Origin of the sequence: Sinorhizobium sp. 22678, assembly GCF_052044265.1 — a bacterium.
Taxonomy (GTDB): domain Bacteria; phylum Pseudomonadota; class Alphaproteobacteria; order Rhizobiales; family Rhizobiaceae; genus Sinorhizobium; species Sinorhizobium meliloti_A.
Map to the genome: position 1 here is coordinate 33,507 of NZ_JBQEMS010000018.1, position 14,374 is coordinate 47,880.

General features: G+C 64.9%; 16 protein-coding genes. 4 read left to right on the forward strand and 12 right to left on the reverse strand.

Translation table 11 applies throughout. The features are described 5' to 3' along the window. Positions 1 to 167: 167 nt before the first annotated feature. Both ACTJKL_RS23170 and ACTJKL_RS23175 read right to left on the reverse strand, forming a co-directional pair. Positions 168 to 1,511 carry an aspartate aminotransferase family protein gene (locus ACTJKL_RS23170; RefSeq protein WP_440853900.1) on the reverse strand — a complete coding sequence of 448 codons (1,344 nt, stop codon included), beginning with the start codon at positions 1,509 to 1,511 and terminating at the stop codon, positions 168 to 170. Next, on the reverse strand, positions 1,508 to 2,398 hold the full coding sequence (locus tag ACTJKL_RS23175) for a MurR/RpiR family transcriptional regulator (RefSeq protein WP_440853901.1): 891 nt from the start codon (positions 2,396 to 2,398) through the stop codon (positions 1,508 to 1,510). The genes ACTJKL_RS23170 and ACTJKL_RS23175 overlap by 4 nt, the downstream gene beginning before the upstream one ends. A 92-nt stretch (positions 2,399 to 2,490) precedes the next feature. Here ACTJKL_RS23175 and ACTJKL_RS23180 point away from each other — a divergent pair, with 92 nt between their 5' ends. The 4 genes from ACTJKL_RS23180 to ACTJKL_RS23195 all read left to right on the forward strand — a co-directional run bounded on the left by ACTJKL_RS23180 (position 2,491) and on the right by ACTJKL_RS23195 (position 4,153). Beyond that, positions 2,491 to 3,351, forward strand: coding sequence for a beta-keto acid cleavage family enzyme (locus ACTJKL_RS23180; RefSeq protein ID WP_440853902.1), 861 nt, complete (start codon positions 2,491 to 2,493; stop codon positions 3,349 to 3,351). 179 nt (positions 3,352 to 3,530) lie between these two features. Further along, positions 3,531 to 3,716 carry a hypothetical protein gene (locus tag ACTJKL_RS23185; protein ID WP_440853903.1) on the forward strand — a complete coding sequence of 62 codons (186 nt, stop codon included), beginning with the start codon at positions 3,531 to 3,533 and terminating at the stop codon, positions 3,714 to 3,716. 13 nt (positions 3,717 to 3,729) lie between these two features. Then, a complete protein-coding gene (locus tag ACTJKL_RS23190) occupies positions 3,730 to 3,909 on the forward strand; it encodes a hypothetical protein (protein WP_440853904.1) in 180 nt (59 codons plus the stop codon). 58 nt (positions 3,910 to 3,967) lie between these two features. Continuing rightward, positions 3,968 to 4,153, forward strand: coding sequence for a hypothetical protein (locus ACTJKL_RS23195; protein WP_015243438.1), 186 nt, complete (start codon positions 3,968 to 3,970; stop codon positions 4,151 to 4,153). A gap of 72 nt (positions 4,154 to 4,225) precedes the next feature. Here the strand turns inward: ACTJKL_RS23195 and ACTJKL_RS23200 are convergent, their stop codons facing one another. The 10 genes from ACTJKL_RS23200 to ACTJKL_RS23245 all read right to left on the reverse strand — a co-directional run bounded on the left by ACTJKL_RS23200 (position 4,226) and on the right by ACTJKL_RS23245 (position 14,225). After that, positions 4,226 to 5,434 carry an MFS transporter gene (locus ACTJKL_RS23200; protein ID WP_440853905.1) on the reverse strand — a complete coding sequence of 403 codons (1,209 nt, stop codon included), beginning with the start codon at positions 5,432 to 5,434 and terminating at the stop codon, positions 4,226 to 4,228. A gap of 333 nt (positions 5,435 to 5,767) precedes the next feature. Continuing rightward, the gene (locus ACTJKL_RS23205; protein ID WP_018097989.1) at positions 5,768 to 6,199 is read right to left on the reverse strand and encodes an OsmC family protein; all 432 of its coding nucleotides are present in this window, start codon (positions 6,197 to 6,199) and stop codon (positions 5,768 to 5,770) included. Between the two features lie 84 nt (positions 6,200 to 6,283). Then, on the reverse strand, positions 6,284 to 7,312 hold the full coding sequence (locus ACTJKL_RS23210; protein ID WP_411933074.1) for a trans-3-hydroxy-L-proline dehydratase: 1,029 nt from the start codon (positions 7,310 to 7,312) through the stop codon (positions 6,284 to 6,286). A 51-nt stretch (positions 7,313 to 7,363) separates the two neighbouring features. Then, positions 7,364 to 9,055, reverse strand: a complete 1,692-nt coding sequence (lhpI, locus tag ACTJKL_RS23215) for a cis-3-hydroxy-L-proline dehydratase (protein ID WP_440853906.1) — start codon at positions 9,053 to 9,055, stop codon at positions 7,364 to 7,366. Continuing rightward, positions 9,052 to 10,053, reverse strand: coding sequence for a 4-hydroxyproline epimerase (locus ACTJKL_RS23220; protein WP_440853907.1), 1,002 nt, complete (start codon positions 10,051 to 10,053; stop codon positions 9,052 to 9,054). Before ACTJKL_RS23220 ends, lhpI begins: the two co-directional genes overlap by 4 nt. 13 nt (positions 10,054 to 10,066) lie before the next feature. Further along, positions 10,067 to 11,308 carry an NAD(P)/FAD-dependent oxidoreductase gene (locus tag ACTJKL_RS23225; protein ID WP_440853908.1) on the reverse strand — a complete coding sequence of 414 codons (1,242 nt, stop codon included), beginning with the start codon at positions 11,306 to 11,308 and terminating at the stop codon, positions 10,067 to 10,069. Next, positions 11,309 to 12,031 (reverse strand): amino acid ABC transporter ATP-binding protein, encoded by a 723-nt coding sequence (locus ACTJKL_RS23230; protein ID WP_440853909.1) that lies wholly within the window; start codon positions 12,029 to 12,031, stop codon positions 11,309 to 11,311. Beyond that, positions 12,024 to 12,677 (reverse strand): amino acid ABC transporter permease, encoded by a 654-nt coding sequence (locus tag ACTJKL_RS23235; protein ID WP_102764124.1) that lies wholly within the window; start codon positions 12,675 to 12,677, stop codon positions 12,024 to 12,026. Before ACTJKL_RS23235 ends, ACTJKL_RS23230 begins: the two co-directional genes overlap by 8 nt. A 12-nt stretch (positions 12,678 to 12,689) precedes the next feature. After that, positions 12,690 to 13,355: an amino acid ABC transporter permease gene (locus ACTJKL_RS23240; RefSeq protein WP_010975155.1), complete on the reverse strand. Its 666-nt coding sequence runs from the start codon at positions 13,353 to 13,355 to the stop codon at positions 12,690 to 12,692. A gap of 63 nt (positions 13,356 to 13,418) precedes the next feature. Continuing rightward, positions 13,419 to 14,225, reverse strand: a complete 807-nt coding sequence (locus ACTJKL_RS23245; RefSeq protein ID WP_440853910.1) for an ABC transporter substrate-binding protein — start codon at positions 14,223 to 14,225, stop codon at positions 13,419 to 13,421. Between the last annotated feature and the right edge of the window lie 149 nt (positions 14,226 to 14,374).

Here is a 14,374-nt window from a genome sequence, read left to right on the forward strand (position 1 = left end):
TGCTTTTTATGTTTTGTCGCCATGAAAATTTGCACCTCTCGGATCTGTTTAGCGTCACGGCTGAAAAAATGCAGCGAACAGTGGCCTGTTGCGAGGTCTGCGAAAGCAGTGCCCCTCTGGCCTGCCGACCAGAGGGCGCATTGATCTATAGCTCTGGTCCGCTTGCCCTAACCGGCAGCTTCAGTGAGCGAGGCAATGGCCGCATCCACAGCATCGCCCAGGCGCTCCACGATCTGATCGACGTCTTCCAGTCCAAGGATGAAGGGGGGCGCCAGGAGGACATGATCGCCGCGTTGCCCGTCGATCGTGCCGCCCATCGGATAGACCATCAGGCCCCGTGCCATGGCTTCCTTCTTGATCCGGGCATTGAGCTTCAGGCCGGGATCGAAAGGGGACTTCGTCGTCCTGTCTGCGACAAGCTCGACGGCACGGAAGAGGCCGCGGCCGCGAATGTCGCCGACGTGATGGTGATTGCCGAGCCGCTCGACCAGGCATCTTTCGAGATAGTCGCCCATCGATACGACGTTCTCGAGCAGCCCGTCGCGGCGGATGACGTCCTGCACGGCAAGGCCGGCCGCCGCGGCCATCGGATGGCCCATATAGGTATGGCCGTGCTGGAAGAAGCCCGCCCCCTCGGCAAATGCCCGGAAGATTGCGGAGGACAGCAGAACCGCGCCGACGGGCTGATAGCCGCCGCCGAGCCCCTTGGCGATGGTCATCAGATCCGGGATGACGCCGTCCTGTTCGCAGGCATGCAGAGTCCCGGTCCGGCCCATGCCGCACATCACTTCGTCGAGGATCAGCAGCACTCCGTATTTGTCGCAGATCGCCCGAACGCGCTTCAAATAGTCCGCGACGGGGGGCACCGCACCGGCCGTGGCGCCCACCACCGTCTCGGCGACGAAGGCGATCACCTGATCGGAGCCCAGGTCGAGGATCTTGGCCTCGAGTTGGGCCGCGGCACGCGCGGCATAGTCCGCATCGCTCTCGCCGGCTTGCTGCAGCCGATAGGCGAAGCATGGATCGATGTGGTGGGTTTCGACGAGCAACGGCCGGAATTGAGCGCGCCGCCACTCGTTGCCCCCGGCCGCCAATGCGCCAAGCGTATTGCCGTGATAGCTTTGGCGCCGGGCGATGATGTGGCGGCGTTGCGGCTCGCCCTTCTCCACGAAGTACTGCCGAGCCATCTTCAGCGCCGCCTCGACGGCTTCCGATCCACCGCTCACCAGGTAGACGTGATCGAGCCCGTCAGGTGCATCGGCAACAAGCCGGTCGGCAAGCCGTTCCGCCGCCTCGGTGGTGAAGAAGCCGGTATGGGCATAGGCCATACGGTCGAGCTGCGCATGGAGGGCGGCGAGCACATCCGGATGAGCGTGACCGAGGCAGGAGACGGCGGCTCCCCCGGAGGCGTCGATATAGGCCTTGCCCTCGGCATCGAAGAGCCGGATGCCTTCGCCGCGGACGGCGACCGGCAGTTTCGCATGGATGGCGCGGTGGAGAAGATGGGTCATGGCGTTCTCTTGGAGTTGCGGGATTGGAGATGGGTGTTCAGCGCCGCGAGCTGTCCGTCGAAGCGCTTCAGAGCCGCGAGCGTGGCTTCGCCGCCCCGGCCTGCGATGAGCGCGCCGAGCACTTCGGCGACGGCGAAGGCCGGCGACATGGCGTGCAGGAAGGAAGGACTTTCGGTCGGCACCACGATGATCGTCTCGGCGATCTGCGCAAGCGGCGCCACTTCGCTGTCGGTCACCGCGACGACCGGTACGCCGTTGTCCCGAGCATATTCGGCAAGTTCGATCGTCGCCCGTGTATAGGGAAGAACGCTGGCCACGAGCAGCACGTCTGCACTCGTGGCACGGGCGACGGCATCCGCGCCGGTGCCGCCGATGCCCTCCAGCATCACGGATTTTTCGCCGACCAGCGAAAGGATATAGTGGAACTGCCAGGCGACCGCGTGGCTCGAGCGCAGCCCGAGGCAATAGACCCGCCGGGCATCGGCAATCCGCATTGCCGCTGCAACGATGCGATCGAGCACCGCCGGTTCTGCCAGCCGCGAAATCTGCGTCCCGATGGTGCGCAACATATCGGCTGCGAGCGCATGGTCGCCCCTGAGCTTCTGACTTCGGGCCTGCTCGCCGGCCTTTCCGGCAAATCCTGCATCACCCTCCCGCAGCGCCTCGGCATAGCGTTCGCGAATGGCATCGTAACCATCGAAGCCGAGCTGCTTGGCAAGGCGGGTCATCGTCGCGGGCTGCACCCCCGCCTGGCGCGCCTGCTCGCGCATGGAGAGAAGAGCGACGTCGCGGGGATGGTCGACGATATAGCGGGCCGCCGTCCGCAATTGCGACGAAAGGCCGTCGAATGCAGTGATGATCGCGTCGCTGAGCGGCCCCTTGTCCATGCTTCATTTAACAACGATCCCGTGACCATTGCAACGAATGTTTCAGTGTGCAATTTTATGATTTCTGAAAATCATAGCTCGATGGTGCCCACATGAACGCTGGCGATGCTTTGCAGGGGATTTCGATCGCGGTTGCGCCGAATGGCGGGCGCCGGACGAAGGCCGACCATCCCGCCATACCCCTGACCCCGGAAGAACTCGCGCTTACCGCACGCGACTGCCTCGATGCCGGCGCGGCGATGATCCACGTTCACGTGCGCAAGGAGGACGGAAGCCATCTTCTCGATGCCGATGCCTACCGCGCCGCGATCGCAGCGATCCGGGCTGCCGTGGGCGATCGCATGATGATTCAGATCACCAGCGAGGGGCTGGGCATCTACTCGCCGGCCGAGCAGATCGCAGTCGTCAAGGCGGTCCGGCCCGAGGCCGTGTCTCTGGCGCTCAGAGAACTGGTCCCGGACGAAACGCACGAGGCTGCCTTCGCGGATCTCCTGTCGTGGGCTGCCCGGGAGAAGGTTTCGCCGCAGATCATCCTCTACGATCCGAAGGAGGCGGTGCAATTGGACGGCATGCGGCGACGAGGTCTGCTTTCCCGCGACGATATTCCCGTGCTTTACGTACTCGGTCGTTATACGCCCGGGCAAAGATCCCTCCCCCGTGATCTGCTGCCCTTTCTGGCGCCGGACATGCCCGCCTACACCCATTGGAGCGTCTGCGCCTTCGGACGCCACGAGGCGGCTTGCGTCACAGCCGCAGCGCTCCTCGGCGGCCATGTCCGCGTCGGCTTCGAAAACAATCTCTGGCTTCCGGAAGGAACGGCCGCCGGCTCCAACGCCGACCTCGTCCGCACGGTTGCGGCTGCGCTTCTGCCGCTGTCGGTCCCGTTGCTCCAGGGGCCGGCGCTCGCAGAGATGCTTACCCGTATTGGTTCTGCGGGCCTGCCGAAAGGTTGACGCGCGCCCATTTTCCGTCGCCCGCCTTTTGGAACCGGTGAACGCCGGTTTCGTTCTCCCATGATGACTGCGCCTCGCGCCTTATCCGGCGCGCAAGGGCGCCTGTAACACTTGGAGTGCTGCTTGCTTTGATCCTGATCGCGGATTTACCGAAGCAGGCAGCCGTATGGGAGTCCACCATGTTGACCCATGAAGATCGCAACATGCCCGAAAGGCGCGCCACAGCGGCATTTCCGATAGGCCTCATACTGCTCGCGATATGCGCCATCTTCGCCTATCTGGCGATCGGCGGCGCCATGCTGGAAAGTGAAACCGAAACGGTCGTCTACACACCGCCGATCGCCGACACGCCGGCACCTCGATGAGTGGAGACCTTCAATGACGCCCGATCCTGTCGGTCCCGGCCCCGGGCCGGGAATAATTCCGCCGAACCCGGTTCCGCCACTCGGCATCCCCGATCCGCCGCCGAACGAGCCCCAGCCCGATAAGGGGCCCGAGGACGACACGCAGAATCCGCCCGACGAAAAGCCGCCTCGGACCGACGTGCTTCCCCGGTGAGGCTTGACTTTCAGGAATGGCGATGAGAACATAACGTGAACATTCTGGAGAGTCTCTCATGACCCATGCAGAGGAAGTGATCGAGCGCGCTATGGCCGCCGTCGCCCAGGCAAGACGCCGGCGGGAGCGCGAACAGGAGTGGCGCAGAAAAACCTTCGGACGGATTCAGGTCGGTATACCGCTCCCGCCCCTCAAGCGCGGCGTGCAGCTTTCGCTGCAGCTTGACCGTCCCGGTACGCAGTGAAGCCTGAAGCCGATCGGCTCATTCCAACAGAGCGACGAGGAAAACCGTGGCACGATTTTCCTCGCGATTGCCTCAGGCGGCAGCCAGTTCCGGCCGTTCCCTGGGGAAGGGCTTGAAGGTCAGTGCGATCAGGAAAGCACCGATGCCGAGACCCCAGGCGCCGATATAGAGCCAGCCGTAGCTGGCAAAAACGTCGTAGATCACCCCCCCGGCAACCGGGCCGATCGCCATGCCGAGACTGCCGGCCATTGCCGTGCCGCCGATGACGGTGCCCATCATGCGCAGCGGGAAATTCTCGCGGGCGATCACGGCGTAAAGCGGCATGACGCCCGCATAGATGAAGCCGAACACGGCAGCCACCGCGTAGAAGGCGCCGAGGTCGCGCACGAAGAAATAGGCGAGCGCACCGAAGGCCTGCAGCAGCAGCCCCGATACCAGAATGCGCTTGGCGCCGTAGCGGTCTCCGAGGATGCCGAAGGCGACACGGCCGCCCATTCCCGCCAGACCCTCGAGGCTGTAGATGGAAACAGCGGCCATCATCGGGATTCCGCAGCTCACGGCGTAGCTCACGGTGTGAAATATCGGCCCCGAATGAGTGGCGCAGCAAAAGAAGTTCGTCAGCAGCAAAATGACGAATTGCGGCGACCTCAGCGCCTGTCCAAGGGACATGTCCGGCTGCCCCTCACTTGCAGAGACGGCATTGCGACCTTCGAGGACAGGCGGGCGGCGCAGGAGCAACGCAGCCGGAATCATCGTGACGGCGGCAAGGGCGGCTATGATCTGCAGCGATGTCCGCCAGTCGTAGATCGTAACCAGCCACCCGGCCAACGGCGACATGGTCATGGGCGCCATTCCCATGCCGGCCGATACAAGAGATACGGCAAGGCTGCGATGCGTATCGAACCAGCCTGTCACGCAAGCCATCATCGGCGCGAATATCGCCGCGCAGGCACCTCCGACGATCACCCCGAAGAGGAGTTGGAATGCGATCAGCGATGGCGCAAGGCTGGAAAGCGCAAGGCTCGCCGCAAGGAGCGCGGAACCGACCAGCACGACCGGGCGCGGGCCCCAGCGGTCCGAAGCGCTCCCCCAGACCATACTTGCCAGGGCCATTGCGATGAAACCCACCGTCATGGCACTCGATATGCCGGTCACGGACCATCCGGTATCCCGCGAGATGGGCACAAGGAAAACCGGCAATGAAAACATGGCACCGATTGCAATGCAGCCGAGCAGGCCGCCGGCAGCAACGATCACCCAGCGATAATGCGCATCGATCATTTCTCGTGTCTCCGCTCAGGGCAATCCGGCGCGGCATTCTTTTTCAGTCCACGCCCGGATTGCCGATCAAATCAAGGGCATTCTCCCGTTCGCGGCTGTGCCGCGCATACGATAGGACGAACGGCGCCCAAAGGCGCCGACATGGGAGTGGAAAATTTTCAGGCTGCTTTGCGCTGGATGCGGTTGAACCATGTGGCGCTCAGCGGAATTCCCGAAGCCCCCCTCTCCCCGCAAGCGGGACGAAGGGACTCGCGGCAAGGTTCAAGACCGATGAGATGCGAGGAGCGGCCCGCTTGTTCCGTCTCCCGGCGGATGAGGGGCGGAGGCGCCCGATCAGGCCACCGTGTTCGACGTGTCGACGACCTCGAAATCATGCGTGATGGTCGCCGTCTTTGCGAGCATCGCGGATGCGGAGCAGTATTTCTCGATGGAGAGGGCCACCGCGCGCTCGACCTTCTTGGCGGCCAGACCACGGCCCTTGACGATGAAATGCATGTGGATGCGGGTGAATACGCGCGGGTCCTGATCCGCCCGATCGGCATCCATCTCGACCACGCAATCTTCGACGGCCTCGCGGCCCTTCTCGAGGATGTGGACGACATCGAAAGCCGAGCAGCCGCCGGTGCCGATAAGCACCATTTCCATGGGGCTCGGCCCCGGTGTCGGGCTATCCGGGCCGGCGGCCGTGCCGAGCACGACCTTGTGGCCGCTTCCGGATTCTCCGACGAAAGTCCTGCCTTCGACCCATTTGATGCGTGCCTTCATCCGATTCTCCTTCCTGTCGCGATGCGTTCATCTTCGTTCCAATGACGCAAAACGCTCCCGATTTCCACCCACGCGCCAATCCGCTCAGCGCGCACCCCAAGTGTCGGTCAGCCGGTAGCCCTCGGGCCACGGGTCCGACGGGTCGAGCATGTGCTGATGGGTGCCGGTAATCCAGGCGCGGCCCGAGATTTCCGGCAGCACGGCCGGCCGGCCGCCGACTTCGGTGGTGCCAAGGATGCGGCCGGAGAAGGTGGAGCCGATCAGCGAAACGGCCGTCAGCCGGTCCGAGAGTCCCATCTGGCCTCGGGCATACAGCACGGCCATGCGTGCCGAGAGCGCCGTGCCGGTCGGAGAGCGGTCGACCTTGCCCGGCTGGATCGCGACCGCAGCACCCGCCCGCAGGCCTTCCGCGGTGCGTTCCACGGGGCCGGCAAAGAGGCAGAAGGAGAAATGCCGCCAGTCGGGGTTTTCCGGATGATGGAAACCGAACTGGGCATTTGCCGCGTTGGTGATCCTGACGCCAAGCCGGGCGATGTCGTGCGCCTCGTCCGGCTTCAGGGCGAAGCCCATTGCGGCAGCATCCACGATTACGAAGCTATCGCCGCCATAGGCGGTGTCGACTGTGAGGGTCCCGAGCCCCTCGACCTCCAGCTTCGCGTCCAGCCGCTCGGCAAAGCTCGGCAGGTTCTCGACGAAGATGCGTTCGGCCTTGCCGTCACGGCACTCCGCGCGCACGCGAACGAGACCGCCGGGCGCCTCGAGCGTGATCTCCGTCACCGGCTCCTTCATCGGCAGGATGCCGCTGTCGAGCAGCACGGTGGAGACGCAGATCGAGTTGGAGCCGGACATGGGCGGCGTATCTTCCGGCTCCATGATGACGAAGGCGGCATCCGCGTCCGGATGCTTCGGCGGCACCAGGAGATTGACATGGCGGAAGACGCCGCCGCGCGGCTCGTTCAGGACGAAGTTGCGCAGGGTCTGATCGCGGGCGATCCAGCGGCTCTGTTCCCAGATCGTGTCGCCCGGCGGAGGCGCGACACCGCCGACGATCACGTCGCCCACTTCGCCCTCGGCATGGGCGGAAATGACATGAATGGTCTTGGTGCTGCGCATCGCGAACTCCTCGTTTCAAAAGCCAGCGCGGTTACGAACGTCCGCCGCGCTTCAGGGAAGCCAGTCCGGCATCCGGGCCGGGACGCGCCCCGTCAAGGCCGCGGCGACGCAATCGGCAAGGCTGCCGAAGCGCACTGCGCGCCCGGAAAGACCGGGACCGTAATGGGCGTATTTGCCGGAGTTGGTCATGACCGCCCGGGTACGCGTCGGGAACACGGGCTCGGAGATCGAGCACCAACAGAGGTCCGGCAGCACCTGGACGCCGCTCTCCTGAAGCCGCGGGAGAATTCCCTCGAGCCGCGCCGCCGCAATGACCTCATGGCCGGCCGTGACGATCACCGCCACGTCCGGATGCCGCTTGCGGCCGTCGAGCGCCTCGGCCAGCGCCCGGCACTCGGCAAGGGACGCGTGCGGGCTGCCGATCGCCACGAGTTCGATTTCATCCGGACCCTCGTTCAGGGCGGACCACGCAGCCGTCAATTCGTCGCGGGTGATGGTCGCATGATCCGCGTCCTCAGCCGCAGCACCGCCGGCCTCCGGCGTCACGCCCTCCACATGCAGCATCGGCGCGGCCGAGGTGGTGCCGAAGGCGGCGCAAAGCGCCTTCAAATCGTCGCGCGAAGGCTCCGCCGGAGCAAGCCCGCGGATGAGCGGGATGCGATCTGGCGCCGCCCGACCGGCGAGATAGCCGATCAGCGGCCAGAAAGCGTCGTCGGCGCCCGCGGGCAGTTCGACGTCTATGATCCGCCGTGCCTTGCGGTGTTCGTCGAGATAGACGCCGGAGAACGGCGCGCGTCCGGTGAGCGCGATGCAAAGGTCGAGGAAATCCGGGTGCTTCGCCGTCCGCGCACCGAGGACGCTGTTGGCGAAGATCACGGCATTGGACTCCGCCCAGGCGACGGCTTCGCCCGTTCCAGGCGCGCTGTCGAGCAGATAGGGCGAACAGGTGAAGGTCGGCCGGCAGCCCATGCGGACATAGGCGTCGGCGAGCCTAGCCGCAGGGTCGCCGAAGGATGACGGCACGCCTTGCCTCTGCCAGTTGGCACGGTCCACGGAAATGGCGTTCATCGTCGCCGGGATCCGCACCTTCGCGCCCATCTCCGCCATCTTCTCGGCAAAGGTCAGGTTCGCGGGACTGGCATAGATGCAGCCGTCGATATGCGCCTGCGTCACATCCACCAGGCCCTGTGCCCCCTGCTGCGCCGCCATGGCCGAAATGATGCGCATGGCCTGCGCAACCGCGACGCCTTCCTCCCCGTCGAGCATGGCGCGGTCGCCATCGGTCAGGTCGAGCGTGGCCGTAGCGGGCGGAACGACGGGGATCGTCAGCCCCTCGGCTTCAATCGTCCTGTCACCGATCCGCGCCGTCTTCGCGCGAGCGAGCGCCGCAAAGGCTTCGGGCGCGAGACGCAGCACCGGCAGCGGGCTGGCGAACATCTCGGAAGCGATCAGCGCGCCGAGGGTCAGCACATCTTCCGGTTCGGAGAATATGAGTGCAGCCGGGCCGCGACCGGTCAGCACGAGGTCGAGCAGCACACCCGAGCCCGTGCAGGACCCGCGGCTCGACGGCATCATCAGGATGGAGCCAGTGAGCGGGACGCCATGCAGCGGGTGGTGCACGTCGATCACGCAGCCCGTCGCGGGATCGACCCCGCCCCAGAAACTCAGCGCCTCCCCGGTCGCGATGACCGGGCCCTCGGCCGCCCCCTGAAGGATGCTGCGGGCGGGATCGAGGCCGCTCATTTCACGACGAAGCCGTGGGCGAAGGGATCGCGGTCATCGATGAAGATGGTGTTGATGCCGGTCATCCGCGCCCAGCCGGCGATCGACGGGATGATCGCATCGCGGTCGGCGACCTTCGCGGCCGCTTCGACGCGACCCTTGAAAAGCGAGCCGATGATCGACTCGTGGACGAACTCGTCGCCGACATTCAGCTTGCCCTTGGCGGCAAGCTGCGCGATCCGGGCCGAGGTGCCGGTGCCGCAGGGCGAGCGGTCGATGGCCTTCTCGCCATAGAACACCGCGTTGCGGGCATGGGCCTCCGGCTGCGTCGGCTTGCCCGTCCACTGGATGTGGCTCAAATCCCGGATCTCCGGGTGTTCGGGATGGACGAACTCATATTTGGCATTCAGTGCGGCCCTGAGCTTGGGGCTCCAGCCGACCAGTTCTCCCGCCGTATGGTCGGCCATGTCGCGGAAGTTCTTCTGCGGCTCGACGATGGCGTAGAAATTGCCGCCATAGGCGACGTCGACCACGATCTCGCCCAGCCCTTCGACCTCCGCCGTCAGGCCTTCGGCATAAAGGAAGCTCGGCACGTTGGTAAGGCGCACCTCCTCGACGAAGCGGCCCTCCTGGCGGTAGGTGATGTCCACCTTGCCCGCGGGGGCATCAATCGACAGCTTTCCCGGCTCGCGCGGGGTGATCAGGCCGTTCTCGATGCCCATGGTGATGGTGCCGATGGTGCCGTGACCGCACATCGGCAGACAGCCGGAGGTCTCGATGAAGAGCACCGCCACGTCGCAGTCGGGCCGGGTCGGCGGGTAGAGGATCGAACCCGACATCATGTCGTGGCCGCGCGGCTCGAACATGAGGCCCGTTCGGATCCAGTCGAACTCCTTCAGGAAATGCGCGCGCTTTTCCAGCATGTTCGCGCCTTCGAGACGCGGCCCCCCGCCCGAAACCAGGCGTACGGGATTTCCGCAGGTGTGGCCGTCGATGCAGGAGAAGGTGTGGGTGGCCATGGTCGAACCTCTGTCAGAATCTTTGCGGCGAAAAGGGTGCAATGTCGATGGCCGGAGTCCGGCCCGTCAAGAGATCGGCGACGATCCTGGCGGTCCCCGCCGATTGGGTGAGCCCGAGATGGCCGTGACCGAAGGCGAAGATCACCCGCGGCGTCGCGCCGGCGCGGCCGATGGCCGGCAGGCTGTCGGGCAGCGACGGCCGGAAGCCCATCCACTGCACCCCGCCTTCCGGTTTCAAGCCGGGCAGGAAGGCCTGCGCCTTCTTCAGCATCGCTTCCGAGCGGCGGAAGTTCGGCGGCAGGTCGAGCCCGCCGAGTTCGACCGCGCCGCCGACCCGGATACCGGTCGACAGCCGTGTCACGACGAAGCCATGGCCGCCGAAGGTGATCTGCGTGCGCAGGTCGAACGCGTCTGCGGGAAGCGTCGTATTGTAGCCGCGCTCGGTTTCGAGCGGAATGTTTTCGCCGAGCGTGCGCGCAACCCGGTGCGAGAAAGCGCCTGCCGAGAGAACCACCTGTGCCGCCCGCCGGGCCCTCCCATCGGCGCTCAGGACTTCAACCGCCCCATCGACGGGCTTCAGTGCAATGACCTCCGCGCGCTCGATCACCCCGCCGATCGTGCGGAAATGGTCGGCAAGGGCAAGCGTATAGAGCTTCGGATCGGCGATCGAGTACCAGCCGGGCGTGAAGGTGGCGTGGGTGAAGCGCGCCGCCAGGCCCGGCTGGATCTCGGCAATGCCTGCGGCATCGAGATGGCGGAACTCGATCCCGTGATCCGCGCGCGCCTTCCAGCCGGCAAGCGACGCCTTGAATTCCGCCTCTCCCTCATAGACCTGGATGTTGCCTTCCTTGCGCAGCATGGGCGCCGTGCCGGTTGCTTCGAGGAACGGCTCGAGTTCCGCTTTCGACAGGTCCATCAGCGCGGTCTGGGCCGCGGTCGAATGCGCCACGCGACCCGGCTGACAAGCGCGCCAGAAGCGGAACATCCATGGCGCGATCTTCAGCGCATAGGCGGGCGGCACGGTAAGCGGTCCGAGCGGATCCAGGAGCCATTTCGGCGCCTTTTTCAGGATGCCGGGCGAGGCAAGCGGAAGGATATCGGTGAAGGCGAATGCCCCGGCATTGCCGGCGGAAGCGCCGGCCGCCGGCCCCTCGCGGTCCAGAACGGTGATCGACAGGCCGCTGGCCACGGCGGCAATCGCAGCCGATAGGCCGACGACCCCCGCGCCGATCACGATGACGTCCGATTCGGCCATTTATCGTACGCTCGCCAGGAACTTCTGCGTCTCGGGGTTCTGCGGCGAGGCGAAAATCTGATCGGGCGAGCCGATCTCGGCCATGATCCCCTGATGGAAGAAGGCCACGCGATCCGACACGTCGCGGGCAAAGGTCATTTCGTGGGTAACGCAGATCATCGTCATTCCCTCTTCCGCCAGCATCTTCAGCGTGTCGAGCACCTCGCCGACCAGCATCGGATCGAGCGCCGAAGTCACCTCGTCGAACAGCATATATTCCGGCGACATGGCAAGCGCCCGGGCGATCGCCATGCGCTGCTGCTGGCCGCCCGACATGCGGTTCGGATAGACCTTGAGCTTCTCGCCGAGACCGACGTGGGTCAACTGCTTCACCGCGATCTCCTCGGCCTTCTCCTTCGAGAGGCCGAGCACCTTGCGCGGGGCGAGCATGACGTTTTCCAGCACGGTCAGATGCGGGAAGGCGTTCCATTGCTGGAAAACGATCCCGACCTTGCGGCGTAGCCTGTTGAGATCGGTGCCCTTGGCATGGACATCGGTCCCGTCGATCACGATCCGGCCGGAGTCGATCGGCTCGAGCCCGTTGATGCAGGTGAGCAACGTCGACTTGCCGGAGCCGGAGCCGCCGATGATGGTGACCACCTCGCCCTTTTCGACGGTCAGGTCGATGCCCTTGAGAACCTCCAGCGAGCTGAAGGATTTGCGGACGTTTTCGATCTCAATCATTGGGGGACCACCGTTTTTCGAGATACCCGCCAAGCCGGGCGACGGGGAAGCTGAGGAGGAAGTAGATGGCGCCGCAGATCAGCAGAATGAAGAGCGGCTCCTGCAGACGCGTGACCAGTATCTGCGAGGCACGCAAGAGCTCGACCAGGCCGAGCCAGAGCACCAGTGCGGAGTCCTTCATCACGCCGAGCGTCAGGCCTATCCACGACGGAAGTGAGACCCGGGTGGCCAGCGGCGCCACGATGTAGCGCATGTCCTGCCACCAGGTCATGCCGAGGGAGCGCGCCGCACGGCGGGTCGTCACCGGCACCGACGAGATTCCGCCGCGCACGATCTCCGCGCAGAACGCCGCCGTGTAGAGCGAAAGCACCACGCCGGAGGTGGTGAATGGGCCCCAGCCGAGCTTGGCGATCGACTGGAAGGCATTGCCGAGCACGAGCTGGATCAGGAGCGGTACCGAGCGGAACACGTCGAGCAGCAAGGTCAGCGGTGCCGACCAATAGGGTCCGATCTGGAACCGGATCACTCCGAAGAGGATGCCGAGAACGGTGCCGGCGGTGACGGCGACGGCGGTGACCGCCAGCGTCATTCCGGCGCCTTGCGCAAGAAAGGCGAGATCGTTCCAGGTGAGGGCAGTATCAAACATCTCTCACCCCTCTCAGTAGCGGAACATGCGCCAGGCGAAGGCCCGGGCTGCAAGCGTGACCGCCTTGGCGATCAGGTAGTAGATCACCGCAGCGAGCGCGAAGAATTCGAATGTGCGGAAGGAGCGGGCATTCAGCTCCTGCGTGATGCCGGCCAGGTCGGTGTTCATGCCGACGGTGACGCCAAGCGACGTCATCAGGATCGCCCAGACCATCTGGTTGGTCGCGGGCAGGAAGGCCACGCGCAGCATCTGCGGCAGAACGATCAGCCGGAACGCCTGCAGCGAGGTCATGCCGAGCGACCGGCCCGCCCGCGCCTGCGTATCCGGAATGGCCTTGAGCGCGCCGCGAAAATTCTCGGCAAGATAGCCCGCATTGTTGAAGGCAATCCCGACCAGAAGCGCCGTATAGGGGCTCAGGTGGATCCCGAAATTGCCGAGGCCGAAATGGGCCATGTAGATCTGGAACAGCGCCGGCGTGTTTCGCGCGACCTCGACCCAGGTCGTGGCGATGCCGCCAAGGATACGGCTGCCGGACAGGCGGAACACGGTGAGCGCGATCGCGCAGGCGACGCCGATGACCATCGAAAGCACCGCGACCTGCAGCGTGACCACCGCGCCATCCAGCATCTGCGGCAGCGCCCTCAGCGCCTGATTCCAGTGGAAGGTGTAGTTGAACATTCCCGTCTCACCCCTCGGAATGCAGCGACGGCGCGGGTTGCCCCGCACCGTCAGATCCTCGGATCAGCGGTAAACGCCGTTCACCGACAGGGACGGAGCCTCGCCACCGACCCACTTCTCGTAGAGTTCGGCATAGCGGCCGGTGCGGACCTGCTGATTGACGAACAGGTTGAGGTAGTTGAGGAAGCCGTATTCCTCGCGGTTGGTGAAGAGGGCCACGTAGTCGATGTCGAAGGGCGCCTTGTCGACCACGGAGATGCCGGGGAACTTGCCGCCCTTGACGTTGGACTGCGCGACCGTCGAGGTAGAGACGGTGGCGTCGAGCTGGCCCTGGCTCAGCGCCAGGAAGACGTCGGCCTGCGTCTGGTAGGGGCGGAACTCGCCCTCGCCCCAGGCCTTGACCTGGTTTTCGAGTGCGATTGCCTCATAGGTGCCGGCGGTGGCGCCCACCACCTTGCCCTTCATGTCTTCGAAGGAGTTGATGCCGGACTTCTCGTTGGCGGTTACCGCCATTTCGAAGGCAAAGTAGGGCACCGTCATCCCGACGGTCTTGGCGCGCTCGAGCGTATCGGAGGTGGAGGCGACACCCACATCGACACGGCCGGACATCAGCGCCGGGATGCGCTCGGGAAACGGCGTCTCGACGATCTCGGCGGTGACGCCGAGCGCCTTGGCCAGATCGTTGCAGTAATCCACGTCGAAGCCGATCGGTTCGTTGTTCTCGTCGCGCGAGCCCATCGGCGGGAAGTCGAGCACCACGGCGCAGCGCAGCGTTCCCGAAGCGATGATGTCGTCCAGCTTGTCGGCATGGGCGGGGCTCGTCAGAGCGGTGGCGGCAACGAGGCCGAAGGCGAGGACCGAGGTCTTCATTCTTGTTCTCTCCCTTGAGTTGGCCGATCGGTGTGACGGCGCGCGCACTATTCCGCGTCGGAGAGCACAAATCAATTTAAAAATACAATTAGTATACAAAACGTATATAACAGGACGCCTTTTCGCAATGAAAAGGGGCTTTCCCTTGT

What these genes read in the sequence shown, in the direction of transcription:
- ACTJKL_RS23170 (WP_440853900.1), bottom strand. Translation starts at nt 1,511, where the DNA reads ATGACCCATCTTCTCCACCGCGCCATCCATGCGAAACTGCCGGTCGCC.
- ACTJKL_RS23175 (WP_440853901.1), bottom strand. Translation starts at nt 2,398, where the DNA reads ATGGACAAGGGGCCGCTCAGCGACGCGATCATCACTGCATTCGACGGC.
- ACTJKL_RS23180 (WP_440853902.1), top strand. Translation starts at nt 2,491, where the DNA reads ATGAACGCTGGCGATGCTTTGCAGGGGATTTCGATCGCGGTTGCGCCG.
- ACTJKL_RS23185 (WP_440853903.1), top strand. Translation starts at nt 3,531, where the DNA reads ATGTTGACCCATGAAGATCGCAACATGCCCGAAAGGCGCGCCACAGCG.
- ACTJKL_RS23190 (WP_440853904.1), top strand. Translation starts at nt 3,730, where the DNA reads ATGACGCCCGATCCTGTCGGTCCCGGCCCCGGGCCGGGAATAATTCCG.
- ACTJKL_RS23195 (WP_015243438.1), top strand. Translation starts at nt 3,968, where the DNA reads ATGACCCATGCAGAGGAAGTGATCGAGCGCGCTATGGCCGCCGTCGCC.
- ACTJKL_RS23200 (WP_440853905.1), bottom strand. Translation starts at nt 5,434, where the DNA reads ATGATCGATGCGCATTATCGCTGGGTGATCGTTGCTGCCGGCGGCCTG.
- ACTJKL_RS23205 (WP_018097989.1), bottom strand. Translation starts at nt 6,199, where the DNA reads ATGAAGGCACGCATCAAATGGGTCGAAGGCAGGACTTTCGTCGGAGAA.
- ACTJKL_RS23210 (WP_411933074.1), bottom strand. Translation starts at nt 7,312, where the DNA reads ATGCGCAGCACCAAGACCATTCATGTCATTTCCGCCCATGCCGAGGGC.
- lhpI (WP_440853906.1), bottom strand. Translation starts at nt 9,055, where the DNA reads ATGAGCGGCCTCGATCCCGCCCGCAGCATCCTTCAGGGGGCGGCCGAG.
- ACTJKL_RS23220 (WP_440853907.1), bottom strand. Translation starts at nt 10,053, where the DNA reads ATGGCCACCCACACCTTCTCCTGCATCGACGGCCACACCTGCGGAAAT.
- ACTJKL_RS23225 (WP_440853908.1), bottom strand. Translation starts at nt 11,308, where the DNA reads ATGGCCGAATCGGACGTCATCGTGATCGGCGCGGGGGTCGTCGGCCTA.
- ACTJKL_RS23230 (WP_440853909.1), bottom strand. Translation starts at nt 12,031, where the DNA reads ATGATTGAGATCGAAAACGTCCGCAAATCCTTCAGCTCGCTGGAGGTT.
- ACTJKL_RS23235 (WP_102764124.1), bottom strand. Translation starts at nt 12,677, where the DNA reads ATGTTTGATACTGCCCTCACCTGGAACGATCTCGCCTTTCTTGCGCAA.
- ACTJKL_RS23240 (WP_010975155.1), bottom strand. Translation starts at nt 13,355, where the DNA reads ATGTTCAACTACACCTTCCACTGGAATCAGGCGCTGAGGGCGCTGCCG.
- ACTJKL_RS23245 (WP_440853910.1), bottom strand. Translation starts at nt 14,225, where the DNA reads ATGAAGACCTCGGTCCTCGCCTTCGGCCTCGTTGCCGCCACCGCTCTG.